Below are 14,504 nucleotides of genomic sequence, written 5' to 3'. Positions count from 1 at the left end.
TCGCCTTTGGCCTTGCGACGCACGTTCTCCATCGCCAGCTGCTGGCTCTCGATGTCGGCGTGTTGCTTGCGGCGTTCGGCTTCGTTGAGGCTGACGGTTTTTTCGCTCATCAGCTTCTTCGCCAGCGCGAGTTTTTCTTCGATGAAGACAAACTCGGCGTCTTTGGCCGAACGCACGTCATGGCGCGATTGCAGCTGAGCAAGGAACGGTTTAAACGGGTCCACCGCAGGCTTGATCGCCGGCTTGATGGTGTCGTAGGTCATGGCTTCAGGCAGCGCGCTTTCGCCGATTTCCTTGGTGTCGATGATCGACGGGTAGGCGATGTCAGGCAGTACTCCCTGGTGCTGAGTGCTCTGGCCGGATACCCGGTAGAACTTCGCCAGCGTCAGTTTCAGTTCGCCATGGTTCAGCGGCTGAATGGTTTGCACGGTGCCTTTGCCGAAGGTCTGGCCACCGATGATCAGCGCGCGGTGATAATCCTGCATGGCGCCGGCGAAAATCTCCGAAGCCGAGGCAGAGAGGCGGTTGACCAGCAACGCCATCGGGCCTTTGTAGAACGCACCGCTGTTTTCGTCTTCCAGCACATCGACCTTGCCGTCGGCGTTACGCACCAGAACGGTCGGGCCTTTGTCGATGAACAGACTGGTCAGCTCGGTGGCTTCCTGCAGCGAACCACCGCCGTTGTTACGCAGGTCGATGACCACGCCGTCGACTTTCTCCGACTGCAATTCGGTCAGCAGCTTCTTGACGTCGCGGGTCGTGCTCTTGTACTCGGGATCCCCGGCGCGGTAAGCCTTGAAGTCCAGGTAGAAAGCAGGGATCTCTATGACGCCCAGCTTGTAGTCCTTGCCGTCCTGGTTCAGGTGCAGGATCGACTTCTTCGCCGCCTGCTCTTCGAGCTTCACCGCTTCGCGGGTGATCGACACGATCTTGGTGGTCTGGTCGCTCGGCGCATTGCTGGCCGGGACGATTTCCAGACGCACGACCGAGCCTTTCGGACCGCGAATCAATTTGACCACTTCATCCAGACGCCAGCCGATCACGTCGACCATCTCTTTGTCGCCCTGGGCGACGCCGATGATCTTGTCGGCGGTCGCCACTTGCTTGGTCTTGGCGGCGGGGCCGGCCGGCACCAGGCGGACGATCTTGACGTTGTCGTTGTCGCTCTGCAGGACAGCGCCGATCCCTTCCAGGGAAAGGCTCATGTTGATGTCGAAGTTTTCCGCGCTGTCAGGTGACAGATAGTTGGTGTGCGGATCGTAGGACATTGCGAAGGTGTTCAGGTACGCCTGGAACACATCCTCGCTGCGGGTCTGGCCCAGACGCGCGAGTTGGTTCTTGTAGCGCTTGGTCAGGGTTTCCTGAATCTTCGCCGGGTCTTTGCCGGCGATCTTCAGGCGCAGAACCTCATCCTTGACGCGCTTGCGCCAGAGGTCGTCGAGTTCGGCTTCGTTCTTGGCCCAAGGTGCGTCCTTGCGATCAACCAGCAAGGTTTCCTGGGTGTTCAGGTCGATCTTGTCGACGCCCTTGCTCAGTTGCGCCAGGGCGAAATCCAGACGCGACTTGATGCGGTCCAGATAGCGTTTGTAGATGGTAAAGCCTGGGGCCAGGTCGCCGCTTTTAAGGAAGTCGTCGAACTGGAAACGCCACTTGTCGAACTCGGCGATGTCGCTGGCGAGGAAGTAGCTGCGCGCAGGATCGAGGAGTTTCAGGTAGCTCTGATAGATGATTTCCGAACGCTTGTCGTCCAGCGGCGGCTTGCTGTAGTGGTGGCGCTTGAGCAGCTCCACGACATTCAGACTGGCGATGACTTCATCGCGATCAGGTTGAAGATTATCCCAGCTGTTGGCGGCGAACGAACTGGCCGACATTGGCAGGACAGTCAGGCCAATGAGTAATGCAAGGGTGGTGCTGGGTAAGAAATGCTTCATGCTGATTCGACGCGGGGACAATTGATAACGCATATTAGGCCGTCTTTGGAGGTCGCCGGTTCGGTCAGAACACGGTCGCATAATGCAAAAAGCCCAGTGGCCGTGAGGCACATCGGGCTCAGTCAAGACTCACTATGGAGGCACCGTGAAAGCATTGCAAGGCGTTGAAGGTCGTGTGGAATGGGTTGAAGAGCCATCGCCGACGCTGGATGTAGGACAAGTCCGCATCAAGGTCGCAGCCGCCGGACTCAATCGTGCCGATTTGCTGCAACGCTCTGGGCATTACCCGCCACCGCCGGGTGTCACGGAAATCCTCGGGATGGAATGTTCCGGGGTGATTGCCGAGGTCGGCTCGGGCTGCGCCTGGGAAGTCGGCGACCGCGTGTGCGCGCTGGTTGCGGGCGGGGCGATGGCCGAAGAAGTGGTGGTTGATGCGCGGCATGTGCTGCCGGTGCCCGAGGGGATTTCGCTGCACGAAGCGGCGGCGATTCCCGAAGTGTACGCCACGGCCTGGCTGAATCTGTTCCAGCTGGCCGGCCTCCAGCCTGGCGAAAAAGTGTTGCTGCACGCCGGAGCAAGTGGCGTTGGTTCAGCTGCCATTCAGCTGTGCAAGGCGTTCGGCAACCCGGTCTGGGTCACCGTGGGCTCGGCGGAGCGGCTGGCGTATTGCGAATCCCTCGGCGCCCAGGGCGGAGTGCTGCGCAACGAGAACCTGGATGCGCTGAACGACTTCGCGCCGTTCAACGTCATCCTTGACCCGGTGGGCGCCAACTACGCGGCGCTGAATCTGAAGGTGCTCGGCGTTGACGGTCGTCTGGTGCTAATCGGGCTGATGGGAGGGCGCAAGTCCGAGCTGGACTTCGCTCAGGTGCTGGGCAAGCGCATCCATATTCTGGGTTCGACCCTGCGCAGCCGCGACGACCAGTTCAAGGCCGACCTGCTCAGCGATCTGGGACAGCACGTCATGCCGCTGTTCACCGAAGGCCGCCTCAAGCCACAACTGGCGCGCAGTTTTCCGATCAGCGAAGCCGAAGCGGCCTACGCGGAGCTGGCGACCAATCAGGTGTCGGGCAAAGTTGTGCTGGTGATTGACGAAAGTCTGGTGTGATGCCGTGAGGGAACAGTGTGGTGGAAAATTGTTTCCACCCACAGTTCCCTTGAGCAGAGTGGTGGATTACTTCCAGTGGTGAATCGGCCAGTCTGCTTGCTCAGCCTTCTCGCGCAGCACCGGGTCCGGATTCACAACATGGGGGAAGTCCACTTTCTCCAGCAGCGGCAGGTCATTGCGCGAATCCGAATAAAAACTCGCCCCCTCAAGGTTCTCGCCTTCCTCATCCAGCCATGCCATCAAGCGGGTGATCTTGCCTTCGCGGTAGGTGAGCACGCCGCTGGTCTTGCCGGTGTAAACGCCGTGGGCGACTTCCAGGTCGATGGCCAGCACTTCATCAACGCCGATGCGCTCGGCAATGGGCTTGACCAGATGCACGCCCGACGCCGAGATGATCAGAATGCGATCGCCCGCAGCGCGGTGCTCGGCAATGGCCTTGGTGGCGTCGCTGAAAATGATCGGCTCGATGTAATCTTCAACCCAGGGCCCCACCAGAAAATCCACTTCCTCCGGCGTGCGCCCGACCATCGGGTCCAGGCTGAACGCCATGTAATCTTCCATGGCGAGTTCGCCCCTGCCGTAGGCGGCCATCAGCTCATGGTCCTTCTTCATGAACCACTCGGGATCGACCCAGCCCAGCCGCCCCATCTGCTCGCTCCACAGGCTTGAACAGTCACCGTGAATCAGGGTTTCGTCCAGATCGAAAATTGCTAAAGGCACGCGCGCGCTCCTCTCATCAGTGTGGGTTCGGTCGGCGTCTGGCGCGCAGCTACAAGTGTCAAGCGGCAAGCTGCAAGAGGGAGCGGTGGTAATCCAGCTTTTTCTTGCAGCTTGTCGCTTGAAGCTTGCCGCTTCAAACGGCACACAACGCCGACGCTTCGATGTGCAGGGTGACGCGCTGGCCGTTCGGGTGCAAGTCGCTGGCCGAACGGTTGAGCACGTCGACCACCAGTTCAACGCCCCGGGCTTCGACACGATAGCGGATCACGTTGCCCAGCAAACTGTGGCTGCGCACTTCCCCTTCCAGCGAACCGGTCAGGCTCAACTGAATGGCTTCCGGGCGAATCGCCACGCGGCTGTTGATCGGGCGTTGCATCAGGCGGCTGGCGGCGTCGGCCTCCAGCAGGTTGTAGTTGCCGATGAAGCCGGCGGCGAAGGCGTCGACCGGCGCGGTGTACAGGGTTTCGGCGTCGCCGCTCTGCACGATCCGGCCCTGATTCATCAGGAAAATCCGGTCGGACATGGTCAGCGCTTCTTCCTGATCGTGGGTCACGAAAATCGTCGTCAGGCCCAGCTCCTGCTGAATCGCACGGATCTGCTCGCGCAGGTGCTTGCGGATGCGCGCATCGAGGGCCGACAGCGGTTCATCGAGCAGCAGCAGGCGAGGGCGGGTCACCAGGGAGCGCGCCAATGCGACGCGCTGACACTGCCCACCCGACAGCTGATGGGGGTAGCGCGTGGCGAACTCGTTCAGCTCCACCAGCTTGAGCACCTCGGCCACCCGCTGCTTCATTTCATCGGTGCTGACTTTCTGCATGCGCAGGCCGAAGGCAACGTTCTGTTCCACGTTCATGTTGGGAAACAGCGCATAGCTCTGGAACACCATGCCGATGCCGCGCTTTTGCGGCGACACCGGCACCAGATCCTTGCCGTCGAGGAAGATGCTGCCGCTGGTCACCGACGTCAGCCCCGCGATGCAGCGCAGCAGGGTGGACTTGCCGCAGCCGGACGGGCCGAGCAGGGTGACGAATTCGCCTTTCTGGATTTCGCAATTGATGTCGCTGAAGACCGCCGTGCTGCCGTAATTCTTCTGCAGGTTTTCGACACTGACGAAGCTCATATCAGTCTTTGTCCTTGTTCAGTCGGTTGGCCGCCCACGTCAGCAGCAGTACGAAAAAGAAGTAGGAAATCACCAGCGCGCTGTTGAAGTGACCGCTGCTGTTGCGCATGTTGTTGAGGTAAACCTGCAGGGTTTCGTAGCGGGTGCCCACCAGCAGATTGGCGAACACGAATTCGCCGAACAGGAACGAGAACGACAGCAGCAGGGCGATCATCAGGCCCTTGCGCAGGTTCGGCAGCACCACCAGAAACGCTGCCTGAAAGGTGTTGGCGCCAAGCAGTTGCGCGGCGTCCATCAGATCGACCAGGTTGATCGCTTGCAGGTTGTTGGTGATCGCCCGGTACATGAACGGCAATGCCACGGTGAAGTAGCAGCCGATCAGGATCCACGGCGTACCGACCATCGCCAGCGGCCCCGAGCCGTAGAGCTGCAACAGACCTACCGACGACACCACCGGCGGCACCGCGAAGGGCAACAGGATGAGGATGTTCATCAGCGCGTCGAGCTTGGGGAAGTGGTAATGCACGACGAACAGCAGCGGCAGAATCAGCACCACCGACAACGCCAGCGCGCCGACGCACACCAGCAGCGACTGACCGAACGCGCGCAGAAAACGCGGATCGCTCCACAGCGCGACGTACCATTTGTAGGTCAGGCCGTCGGGCAGAATCGTTGCCGACCAACTGGTGGCGATCGAATACACAAAGGTGCCCAGCAGCGGCGCCAGCAGAATCAGAAACAGCAGGTACACCACGACGCGGTGGTAAAGCCCCGGCGGGCGGCGTTCAGCGCGAGACATGGTAGCTCCTCTTCAACAGCCACTGATGCACGACGGTCACCAGCGTCATCATCCCCACCAGAATCATCGCCAGGGCGCTGGCCATGTTCGGGTCCAGCGTGATGTCGCCGGCGACCATCGCCGCGATGCGGATTGGCAGCACGTTGAAATTGCCGGTGGTCAGTGCATAGACCGTGGCGTAGGCACCCAGCGCGTTGGCCAGCAAAATGACGAACGTGCCAAGCAACGCAGGGGTCAGCACCGGAATCCCGATGTGCCGCCAGAAATCCCAGCCGCTGGCCCCCAGCAGTGACGCCGACTCGCGCCAGTCTTCACGCAGTGCGTCGAACGCCGGGTAGAGCAGCAGCACGCCCAAGGGGATCTGGAAGTAGGTGTAGAGGATGATCAGGCCGGTCTTCGAGTACAGGTTGAAGTCATCGATGATCCCGGCCTGTTTGAGAATCAGCGTCAGCGCGCCGTTGAAACCGAGCAGGATGATGAAGGCAAACGCCAGCGGGACGCCGGAAAAGTTACTGGTCATGTTGGCGAAGGCGCTGACGAAATCCCTCAGGCGCGACGGCACCTTACGCAGCGAATAGCTGCCGAGAATCGCGATGACGATGCCGATCAGGCTCGACCAGAAGCTGATCTCCAGGCTGTACTGCATCGCTTGGCGGTAGAAGCGCGAATTGAACGCCTTGATGAAGTTGTCGATGCCCCAGCCGGCGTCCGATTGCAGGCTGTTGATCGCCACCCAGGCCAGCGGCGCGATCTGAAACGCAATGAAGAAAACCGCAAACGGCACGAGGCACAACAGCCCCAGCCATTTGCCGCGGCTTTGTGAATTCACTTGAGCACCTCTCTGCACACAGGTTTGTCGTGGGGCACACCGAGCAGTTCGCAGACGGTGCCGCAGATCTCGGTCTGCTTCGGTTGCGCATCGGGGTCGAGGCTGAAGGCGTCACCGAGCACGAACAACGGGACCTCGCGTTCTTCCGGCAGCACGCCGTTGTGGGAGCGGTCGTTGTTCATGCCGTGGTCGGCGGTCACCAGCACTTGATAGCCCGCATCCAGCCAGCGCTGCAGGTACTCGGCGAGAATGATGTCGGCGGTACGCGCGCTGTTGCGGTACTGCGGGGTGTCGAGGCCGTGCTTGTGGCCGGCGTCGTCGATGTTCATCGGGTGGACGAACAAGAAGTGCGGTGTGTGGGCGGTTCGCAGATGCTCGGCATCGTCGAACAGGTGTGAATCGGGGTAGTGATCGACGTAGTAGAAATGCCCGTGTTGAATCGGTAGGTCGACGTCGTCGGTGTGACGGTCGCGTGCGGCAATGAAGGGGCTGCGGTTGTATAACTCGCTGACCCAGTGGTACGCGGCAGCGGCGGTGGTCAGCCCGGCATCGGTGGCGTAATGGAACACGCTGCGCTGGGTGGAAAGCCGGGACACCTGGTTGTGCACGATGCCGCTGTCGATGGGCGCAACGCCGGTCAGAATGCATTCATACAGCGGGCGCGACAGCGACGGCAGTTCGCATTCGAGTTTGTACAACGCCGCGCGGCCCGCATTTCGGTAGGCCAGCAAATGCCCCATCGCATGGTGCGCCACGCTGTAACTCAGGCCGTCCAGCAGGATGAGGATGACGTTGTGTTTCATGGCGTCTCCGGAGGGGGGATCCCCAAACATTGCTGTAGGAGTGAGCTTGCCCGCGATCGCGGTATGCCTGCGACAGACAGGTTGACTGACGCACCGAAATCGCGAGCAAGCTCACTCCTACAAGGGGCCTGCATCAGCAGTAAAGGATCACTGCATCTCGACGATGACTTGCTCGTTCCACAGTTGTGGCAGGGCTTTCGAGGTTTTTTCCCAGGCTGCCGCGTCTTTGATCGGCGTCACGTTCTTGTACTGCTCGTTAGGCAGCAGCTTGGCTTGCACGTCTGGCGGCAGGGTCAGGTGTTCGGCGCGGATCGGGCGCGCGTTGCCTTTGGCCAGGTTGATTTGGCCGGCGTCGCTGAAGATGTATTCACGGGCCAGCTTGGCAGCGTTCGGGTGCTTGGCGTATTTGTTGATGATCGTGGTGTAGCCCGAGATCACCGAACCGTCGGACGGGATCAGCACAACGTAGTCGTCAGGATTGGACATCTTGGCCTTGTAGCTCAGGCCGTTGAAGTCCCAGACCACGCCCACTTCCACTTCGCCTTTTTCCATCGACTGAATCGACGGGTTGTTGATGCCCAGGCGCTTCTGTTTGGCCAGTTCGGTGAACAACTGCAGGCCCGGCGCGAGGTTGGTTTCATCGCCTTTCATGGAGATCGCAGCGGCCAATACGCCGTTTGCAGCCTGGGCCGCAGTGCTGACATCACCGATGGTGACTTTGTATTTACCGTTCTTCAGGTCAGCCCACTTGGTCGGTACGTCCGAGCCGTGCAATAGCTTTTTGTTGACGATGAAAGCGATGGTGCCGGTGTAGGCCAGCGCCCAGTGACCGTCTTTGTCCTTGGCCCACTCCGGCACTTGCGCCCAGGTGCTCGGCTTGTAGGGCTGAGTGACACCCTTCGCCACAGCGATCGGGCCGAACGCTGCACCCACGTCGCCGATGTCGGCGCTGGCGTTGTCCTTTTCCGCATCGAATTTGGCCACTTCCTGAGCCGAGCTCATGTCGGTGTCCATGTGCACCAGACCGTACTTGGCGGTCAGGTCGGTCCAGGTGCCTTTCCAGTTCGCCCAGTCATCGGGCATGCCCACGCTGTTGACCGCGCCTTCAGCCTTGGCGGCGGCTTCGAGTGTTTTCAGGTCGGTGTCGGCGGCCATGGCCGAAGTGCTCAGCGCGATGGCCGAACCCAGGAGTGATGCCAGCAAAAGGTGTTTCATTCGAAGCTCCTTTGTGCACTTCTCGACGGACTCATAGAAGTGTTCGTTGCGGATGGTTGGTCTAGGTCAGCAATACCTGAGCCAAGTTAGGCCAGTTACATGACGCTTTCGTGTCTGGACCGACTCTTGCTATGACCAGCAACAGCCCGGGCGATCGCTGTAAAATGAGCGTAGACCACGCTCAACCGCTTGATCTAAAAGGCCCGGATGATTTCCTGAGCGCTAGTCTTGCTGCCGCTCCTGGCTGGAATGTCACGCAACGGTCATCTAGGCTGCCTAGGCTCTGGAGCACCGAAACGGGCCATTCGGCGAGCGACACTGCCCTCAAATAGCGCTGGTCTAGTCCAGATAGGTAACGCAATGCGCGAAGAAATGCCCCGAGCGGTGACGACCATCTGCAATGCGCTGCAAGAGCAGATTGAACACGGCCTGTTGCCACCAGGCAGCAAGTTGCCGGCTGAACGCAAGTTGAGCGAGGTCTTCGACACGACGCGCATTACCTTGCGCGAAGCGCTGGTGCAGCTCGAAGCCCAAGGTTTGATCTACCGCGAGGAGCGCCGAGGCTGGTTCATTTCACCGCCGCGACTGGCCTATGACTTGATGCGCCGCAGCCACTTTCACGCGATGGTTCAGGCCCAGGGCCGAGTGCCTGCCACCCAAGTGATTTCCGCGCGGCTGCAACCTGCATCGGCGGTGATTTGCGGGCTGCTGCAACTGCCGGCGCTGTCCAGCGTGATCCAGATCTGCCGCGCCCGCCGGATTGATGAACGGCTGGTGCTTTACGTCGAGCACTACCTCAACCCCGATTACTTCCCGCATATTCTCGATAAGGACCTCAACCAGTCGCTGACCGAGCTTTACGCCAGCGACTACGACATTCGCTACGGCCAGGTGCGTTTCGAGATGGTGCCCACGGCGTTGCCCGTGGAAGCGGCGGCGGCGTTGAAAGTCTCCATCGGCAGCCCGGGCCTGCGGATCGCCCGGGTCAACCACGATCAGCGCGGGCGGCTGATCGATTGCGATCTGGAGTACTGGCGCCACGACGCGATTCACGTGAGCGCGGTGGTCGCGGATATCTAGCCCGGCTTACACCGACGCGTCGTCCTTTTTCTCGCGCACCTTGTTCACACGCCCGCCACTGGTGCTGACCTGCACGTTCAGGCGCGGCGTCGCCAGGTCCATGCCGGCTTCATCCAGATAGCGCTTGAGCGACAGGTTGAACGCCCGCGACACTTCCCATTGCTTGATCGGCGCGGTCTTGAAGCGGGCGCGGAGGATGGCGTTGCCCGAGTCGAAACTCTCCACCCCCTGAATCTCCAGCGGCGACCAGATGTTGCGCCGTTGCAGCGGATCGGTACGCATTTTCTGGCCGACATCCCGGACCATCTTCAGCGCGTCGTCGATGTTCATGTTCGCCGGAATCGCGATGCGGAAGATCGCGTAACCGAACTCCCGCGAGTAGTTCTGGATGCTCTTGATCTCGCTGAACGGGATGGTGTGGACGATGCCGTCGATGTCACGCAGGCGCACGGTGCGGATGGTCAGGCCTTCCACCGTGCCCAGGTGACCGCCGACGTCCACGTAATCGTCGATGGCCAGCGAGTCTTCGATGATGATGAACAGCCCGGTGATCAAATCCGCCACCAGCGACTGCGCGCCGAAACCGATGGCCAGGCCGATCACACCGGCACCGGCCAGCAGCGGCGTCACGTTCATGCCCATGTTCGCCAACGCGACGATCAGCGCAATGATGAAAATCGTCACGAACAGCACGTTGCGGATCAGCGGCATCATGGTCTGCGCGCGGGTATTGGCCAGGCCTTTGCGCGAGCGGGTCAGGGCGTGGTGAATCGCCGTGTCCGCGAGAATCCAGATCAGCCAAGCAAACATCAGCGTCGCCGCCAGCCCGATCAGCCGGAGACTGATGTCGCGGCCGTCGCCCTCGGCGAAGCGGATCAGCGACAGGCCCCACACCCGAAGGCCCAGTTCGATAAACACCAGCCAGATGAGCAGGTGCGCGACCGTGTAAAAGAAGTTCTTCAAGCGGTCCGAATACAGTGCATGGCGTTTGTGAGCATGGCCAGGCTTGAGCGAATGGCGTTTCACCAAGCCGTTGATGACCATGCACAACACCAGCAGCACGGTGCAGATCAGGGCCTGACGCAAGGCGGTGCTGGTGTCGCCCGCCGAAAAGAAGGTGGCGAACAGGGAAACGCCCACCAGCACCAGCGCCGGCAAGTACCAGAACGTGCCGAGGACCTCGATGCTGTCGCTCAGGGCGCGACGTTTGAGACGACGCGACAGCGCCTGGTTGCGGATCAGATGCGCGATCGGGCGACGGAAGCGGATAATGAACAATCCGGTGGACAGCGCAGCCATGACATTGGCCAGGGTCGCGGCGGTGTGCGCCAGGTGCACCCCAAGGCTGGCGACCAGACGCGGGTCGCTCAACGCCTCGCCGAACGCGGCAAAACTGCCGATCCACCACAACGGCCGAAACGCCTGATGGCGCAGGATATATAACGCCTGATGGCGATGCGGCCCGTCGAGCAGAGAAAACGCGATGACGCAGACCGCCGAGAACAGCGTGCCGACCACCAGCGCGTAGGCGAGCACCATCGCCAGATCCCTACCCAGAGAGGGCGGCAGCGAGTAACTCAGGTAGATCGTGATCACCAGCGCCACCAGCCACGGGCCCAGCTTGCGTAGGGCGAAGCGCAGCATGTCCGACAGGCGGGGGTGCTGCGGAAGCTCGGCGGAAAGGCCGAAGCGCAGGCGCACCTTGTGGCCCAGCCAGATCAACGCCGCCGCCAGCAAACCCCAGATCGCCAGCACCACGGCAAAGCCCCAGATGATCGGCCACCACTGGTTGGCCGGCAGCATCAGCGCCATCAGCTCGTCCTCCGCCAGCGCCGCTTCGTCCCCCCAGCGGCTGAGCGGGCTGTCTGTGCCGGTGAACTGTTTTTCCAGCTCGGCGAATGAACTGCCGATCAGGCCCAGCACGCCTTGCTCCACGGTCGGCTGCGCTTTCTTGGTGGCGTCCCTCAACTTCTTCAGATCATCGAGCAACTTGCTGCGCTGCTGATCGTTTTCCAGCGACGTGATGACCTCGTCCAAGGACTGCCCCAACGGCTCCTGGGCCTGGGGCTGCGTCTTGTCACCGCCACTGAGCAGACTCGGCAGGCCAGCGGCGTGGGTCAACGCAAACGGAAACAGCGCCAGCAGGCAAAGCAGGAACAGGCGGGGCAGAACGGAAAGGCGGGTGGGAGCGATCACCTGGAAACAACCTCGGATAGACAGGCGCTTGGGGGGGCGTGGTGGGGAACCGTGCCGGGTCAAGCAGAGGCGGATGAGTTTACGAGGGGATGGGGGGTGTGGCGAGGGGGAATTTGGTAACCACTGGCGCTGCAGGGTGCGAATTGGCGATGCCATTGCTTTCGCCGACAACCATTTTCCCGCTCTCCCGGGAAGCAACATGAAAGTGCAAGTTCCTGGCGCGCCAGGAACTTGCGAATGTGGCTGATACACCAACTTGGCTGCCTGTCTTTTATGTAAGCGCATTACAGGCAGACGCTTAGGTGCCAAATGAAGTGCGCAGGGTGCTCATGGGCCCCTGTTATGAATGCTTTTATACTTTGTTATAGACGAACTTGATGTCTTCGGAGTAACGGTATTCGTCGTTGGGTGTTTTAGTAAAATAGCGAACACCTACTGTGGCACCGTCAAGATATTGCAAGAAGCGTTTTGCATCTTCAATGGAAACTATAATAAACCCCGCCTCAATGTCAGACGCTGTTACTGAAGTTTGGACGTCGGGCCAGGGTTTAGGCGGCGGCACCTCTCCATCGGCAGGTTTCAGTACGTTGATCTCTGCGGTAAGTTGATCTCCTGCCTGGATCGATGTTCCTTTCAGGAAAACTCGAACTTGGATGCCCCGCTGCACGTCAAGAGTGTCGCTCTTGAGAGATTGATCAAGGCTTAGAATGGATGGGCTTGAATAAGATATTTCGATAGTCATTTCGCATTTCCTTTTGCGGAGTGGGCTTGCAGTTGAACTATTGACGGCTTCAAAGCTGCTCGAATTTATGAGGCGGCTCTGCAGGTCTTTTTCGCATGAGTCAGCCATGCAATCGGAATATAGGTTAGGCGCTGCAAGGCGTCTAGCGGAATTAACTTCGCAGTAAGACCAAGTGGCGATAGCGTTTATCGCTAATGGAAATTAGCTGTTTGAAAGTTTTCAGGATTGGCAAGTGTGTTGATAGCACGCTTAAGTTCGGCTGTGTCGCGAGTTGATTAGGGTCAAGAGACAGTTCAATGGCTATTGAGGATCTGACGTTGCGGCAGTTGCCGCAACGCTCAGCGTGCGAATGAGTTAGGGCAACTCGGCACTTGCATAGAACGCCGACAGCACTTTCACCAGATGCGCCAGGTCCTGGCTGCCCGCCAGTTCGCGGATCGAGTGCATGGCGAAGGTCGGCAGGCCGATGTCGACGGTGCGCACGCCCAGATGACCCGCCGTGATCGGGCCGATCGTCGAGCCGCAGGCCATGTCACTGCGCACGACGAAGCTCTGCACCGGCACTTCTTCGGCCATGCACAGGTGGCGGAAGAACCCGGCGGTTTCGCTGTTGGTGGCGTAGCGCTGGTTGCTGTTGACCTTGATCACCGGGCCGGCATTGAGTTTCGGGCCGTGGTTGGCGTCGTGCTTTTCGGCGTAATTCGGGTGCACGCCGTGGGCATTGTCGGCGGAGATCAGTAGGGATTTCTGAATGGTGCGCACGTAATCGTCGCCTTCGGGCAGCAGGCGTTGCAGCACTTGTTCCAGCATCGGGCCGTCGGCACCGCACGCAGACGTCGAGCCGACCTCTTCGTGGTCGGTGCAGATCAGCAGGCAGGTCTCGTCACCATCGGCATTGAGCAACGCTTGCAGCCCGGCGAAGCAGGACAGCAGGTTGTCGAGCCGCGCGCCGGCGATGAAGTCACCGTTCAGGCCGATGACGGCGGCGCTTTGGGTGTCGTAGAAGCTGAGTTCGTAATCGAGTACGACGTCGGCGTTCAGGCCATGCTCGCGGGCCAGTTGGTCGGTGAGCAGGGCGCGGAAGTCGGGGCGTTCATCACCGGCGACCTGGGCCAGGATCGGCGGCAGTTCAGTTTGCGGGTTGATCGCCCAGCCTTCGTTGGCGGTGCGATTGAGGTGGATCGCGAGGTTGGGGATGATGGCGATCGGCAGTTTGAAGTCGATCAACTGGCTTTCGACTTTGCCGTCGCGGCGGAAGGTGACGCGGCCGGCGAGGGAGAGGTCGCGGTCGAACCACGGCGCAAGCAGGGCGCCGCCGTAGACTTCGACGCCCAGTTGCCAGAAGCCCTGGCGTTGCAGTTCGGGTTGCGGTTTGACGCGCAGGCACGGGCTGTCGGTGTGGGCGCCCACGAGGCGGATGCCGCTGGTGAGTGGCGACAGGCGACCGAGTTTGAAGGCGACGATGGAGGAGTCGTTGCGGGTGACGTAGTAGCGGCCGCCGGCTTCGGTGTACCAGGGCTCGCGTTCGTCGAGCCGCTGGTAGCCGGCGCCTTCGAGGCGTTGGACCAGGCTGGCGGTGGCATGAAAGGGGGTGGGGGAGGCCTTCAGGAAATCGATAAGGCCCTGATTCAACTCTTCGCGCATAGGTTACTCCAGGCAGCAATGAGCGGGAGTTTACAGGCCAACAGGTGTTTTGATCGAGATCAAGATCAATATCAAGATCCTTAAGATCAAGAGCGTCTGTATGGGGACAGACTGTTTCGCCTTCGGCGAGTTACTTGGAAAAGCACCCCAAGTAACCAAGGGTGCTTGCTCCTGGTTGGGCCCGACTTCGTCGGGTTCCTTCACTCCGGTCCCGCTCCGTGGGCCCGCGCCGAACGGACATCCATGTCCTGACGGCGCTCTCGCCGCATCCATGCGGCTCGGCCCACTGCGCGAGACCTGCGTTCAGCCTGCACCCA

The 14,504-nt window shown here is 60.5% G+C and carries 12 protein-coding genes; 2 read left to right on the top strand and 10 right to left on the bottom strand.

All coding sequences use genetic code 11. The features are described 5' to 3' along the window. The coding region (locus QMX88_RS26035) for a carboxy terminal-processing peptidase (protein ID WP_282373140.1) at window positions 1–1,931 on the bottom strand (1,931 nt) is incomplete at its 3' end. A 145-nt stretch (window positions 1,932–2,076) separates the two neighbouring features. Between QMX88_RS26035 and QMX88_RS26030 the strand changes: the two genes are divergently transcribed. Beyond that, window positions 2,077–3,039 carry an NAD(P)H-quinone oxidoreductase gene (locus tag QMX88_RS26030; protein WP_282373139.1) on the top strand — a complete coding sequence of 321 codons (963 nt, stop codon included), beginning with the start codon at window positions 2,077–2,079 and terminating at the stop codon, window positions 3,037–3,039. A gap of 66 nt (window positions 3,040–3,105) precedes the next feature. On the opposite strand, the gene QMX88_RS26025 is transcribed toward QMX88_RS26030, so the two are convergent. The 6 genes from QMX88_RS26025 to QMX88_RS26000 form a co-directional block, all read right to left on the bottom strand. Continuing rightward, the gene (locus QMX88_RS26025; protein WP_282373138.1) at window positions 3,106–3,759 is read right to left on the bottom strand and encodes an HAD family hydrolase; all 654 of its coding nucleotides are present in this window, start codon (window positions 3,757–3,759) and stop codon (window positions 3,106–3,108) included. Between the two features lie 133 nt (window positions 3,760–3,892). Beyond that, the gene (locus QMX88_RS26020) at window positions 3,893–4,879 is read right to left on the bottom strand and encodes an ABC transporter ATP-binding protein (protein WP_282373136.1); all 987 of its coding nucleotides are present in this window, start codon (window positions 4,877–4,879) and stop codon (window positions 3,893–3,895) included. 1 nt (window position 4,880) lies between these two features. Continuing rightward, entirely contained in the window at window positions 4,881–5,678 is a 798-nt protein-coding gene (locus QMX88_RS26015) for an ABC transporter permease (protein WP_065986852.1), read from the bottom strand. Next, window positions 5,665–6,507 (bottom strand): ABC transporter permease, encoded by an 843-nt coding sequence (locus QMX88_RS26010; protein ID WP_192170945.1) that lies wholly within the window; start codon window positions 6,505–6,507, stop codon window positions 5,665–5,667. The genes QMX88_RS26015 and QMX88_RS26010 overlap by 14 nt, the downstream gene beginning before the upstream one ends. Further along, complete coding sequence (locus QMX88_RS26005) at window positions 6,504–7,310, bottom strand: alkaline phosphatase family protein (protein WP_282373134.1); 807 nt, start codon at window positions 7,308–7,310, stop codon at window positions 6,504–6,506. The genes QMX88_RS26010 and QMX88_RS26005 overlap by 4 nt, the downstream gene beginning before the upstream one ends. Before the next feature lie 147 nt (window positions 7,311–7,457). Further along, a complete protein-coding gene (locus QMX88_RS26000) occupies window positions 7,458–8,525 on the bottom strand; it encodes an ABC transporter substrate-binding protein (RefSeq protein ID WP_282373132.1) in 1,068 nt (355 codons plus the stop codon). Window positions 8,526–8,885: 360 nt separating this feature from the next. Here QMX88_RS26000 and QMX88_RS25995 point away from each other — a divergent pair, with 360 nt between their 5' ends. Next, a complete protein-coding gene (locus QMX88_RS25995; protein WP_282373131.1) occupies window positions 8,886–9,605 on the top strand; it encodes a UTRA domain-containing protein in 720 nt (239 codons plus the stop codon). Between the two features lie 6 nt (window positions 9,606–9,611). Here the strand turns inward: QMX88_RS25995 and QMX88_RS25990 are convergent, their stop codons facing one another. The 3 genes from QMX88_RS25990 to QMX88_RS25980 form a co-directional block, all read right to left on the bottom strand. After that, on the bottom strand, window positions 9,612–11,801 hold the full coding sequence (locus QMX88_RS25990) for a mechanosensitive ion channel family protein (protein WP_282373130.1): 2,190 nt from the start codon (window positions 11,799–11,801) through the stop codon (window positions 9,612–9,614). Window positions 11,802–12,153: 352 nt separating this feature from the next. Continuing rightward, entirely contained in the window at window positions 12,154–12,543 is a 390-nt protein-coding gene (locus tag QMX88_RS25985) for a hypothetical protein (protein WP_282373129.1), read from the bottom strand. Window positions 12,544–12,897: 354 nt separating this feature from the next. Continuing rightward, window positions 12,898–14,187, bottom strand: coding sequence for a M18 family aminopeptidase (locus QMX88_RS25980; RefSeq protein ID WP_282373128.1), 1,290 nt, complete (start codon window positions 14,185–14,187; stop codon window positions 12,898–12,900). Window positions 14,188–14,504: the final 317 nt, after the last annotated feature.

The organism is Pseudomonas sp. PS02290 (assembly GCF_029960075.1).
Taxonomy (GTDB): Bacteria; Pseudomonadota; Gammaproteobacteria; order Pseudomonadales; family Pseudomonadaceae; genus Aquipseudomonas.
The sequence above is the reverse complement of the archived record's forward strand: the minus strand, read 5'-3'. Positions and strand labels throughout refer to the sequence as shown.

Coding starts and splice junctions, on each gene's coding strand:
- QMX88_RS26005 (WP_282373134.1), bottom strand. CDS start 7,310: ATGAAACACAACGTCATCCTCATCCTGCTGGACGGCCTGAGTTACAGC.
- QMX88_RS25980 (WP_282373128.1), bottom strand. CDS start 14,187: ATGCGCGAAGAGTTGAATCAGGGCCTTATCGATTTCCTGAAGGCCTCC.
- QMX88_RS25995 (WP_282373131.1), top strand. CDS start 8,886: ATGCGCGAAGAAATGCCCCGAGCGGTGACGACCATCTGCAATGCGCTG.
- QMX88_RS25985 (WP_282373129.1), bottom strand. CDS start 12,543: ATGACTATCGAAATATCTTATTCAAGCCCATCCATTCTAAGCCTTGAT.
- QMX88_RS26000 (WP_282373132.1), bottom strand. CDS start 8,525: ATGAAACACCTTTTGCTGGCATCACTCCTGGGTTCGGCCATCGCGCTG.
- QMX88_RS26020 (WP_282373136.1), bottom strand. CDS start 4,879: ATGAGCTTCGTCAGTGTCGAAAACCTGCAGAAGAATTACGGCAGCACG.
- QMX88_RS26015 (WP_065986852.1), bottom strand. CDS start 5,678: ATGTCTCGCGCTGAACGCCGCCCGCCGGGGCTTTACCACCGCGTCGTG.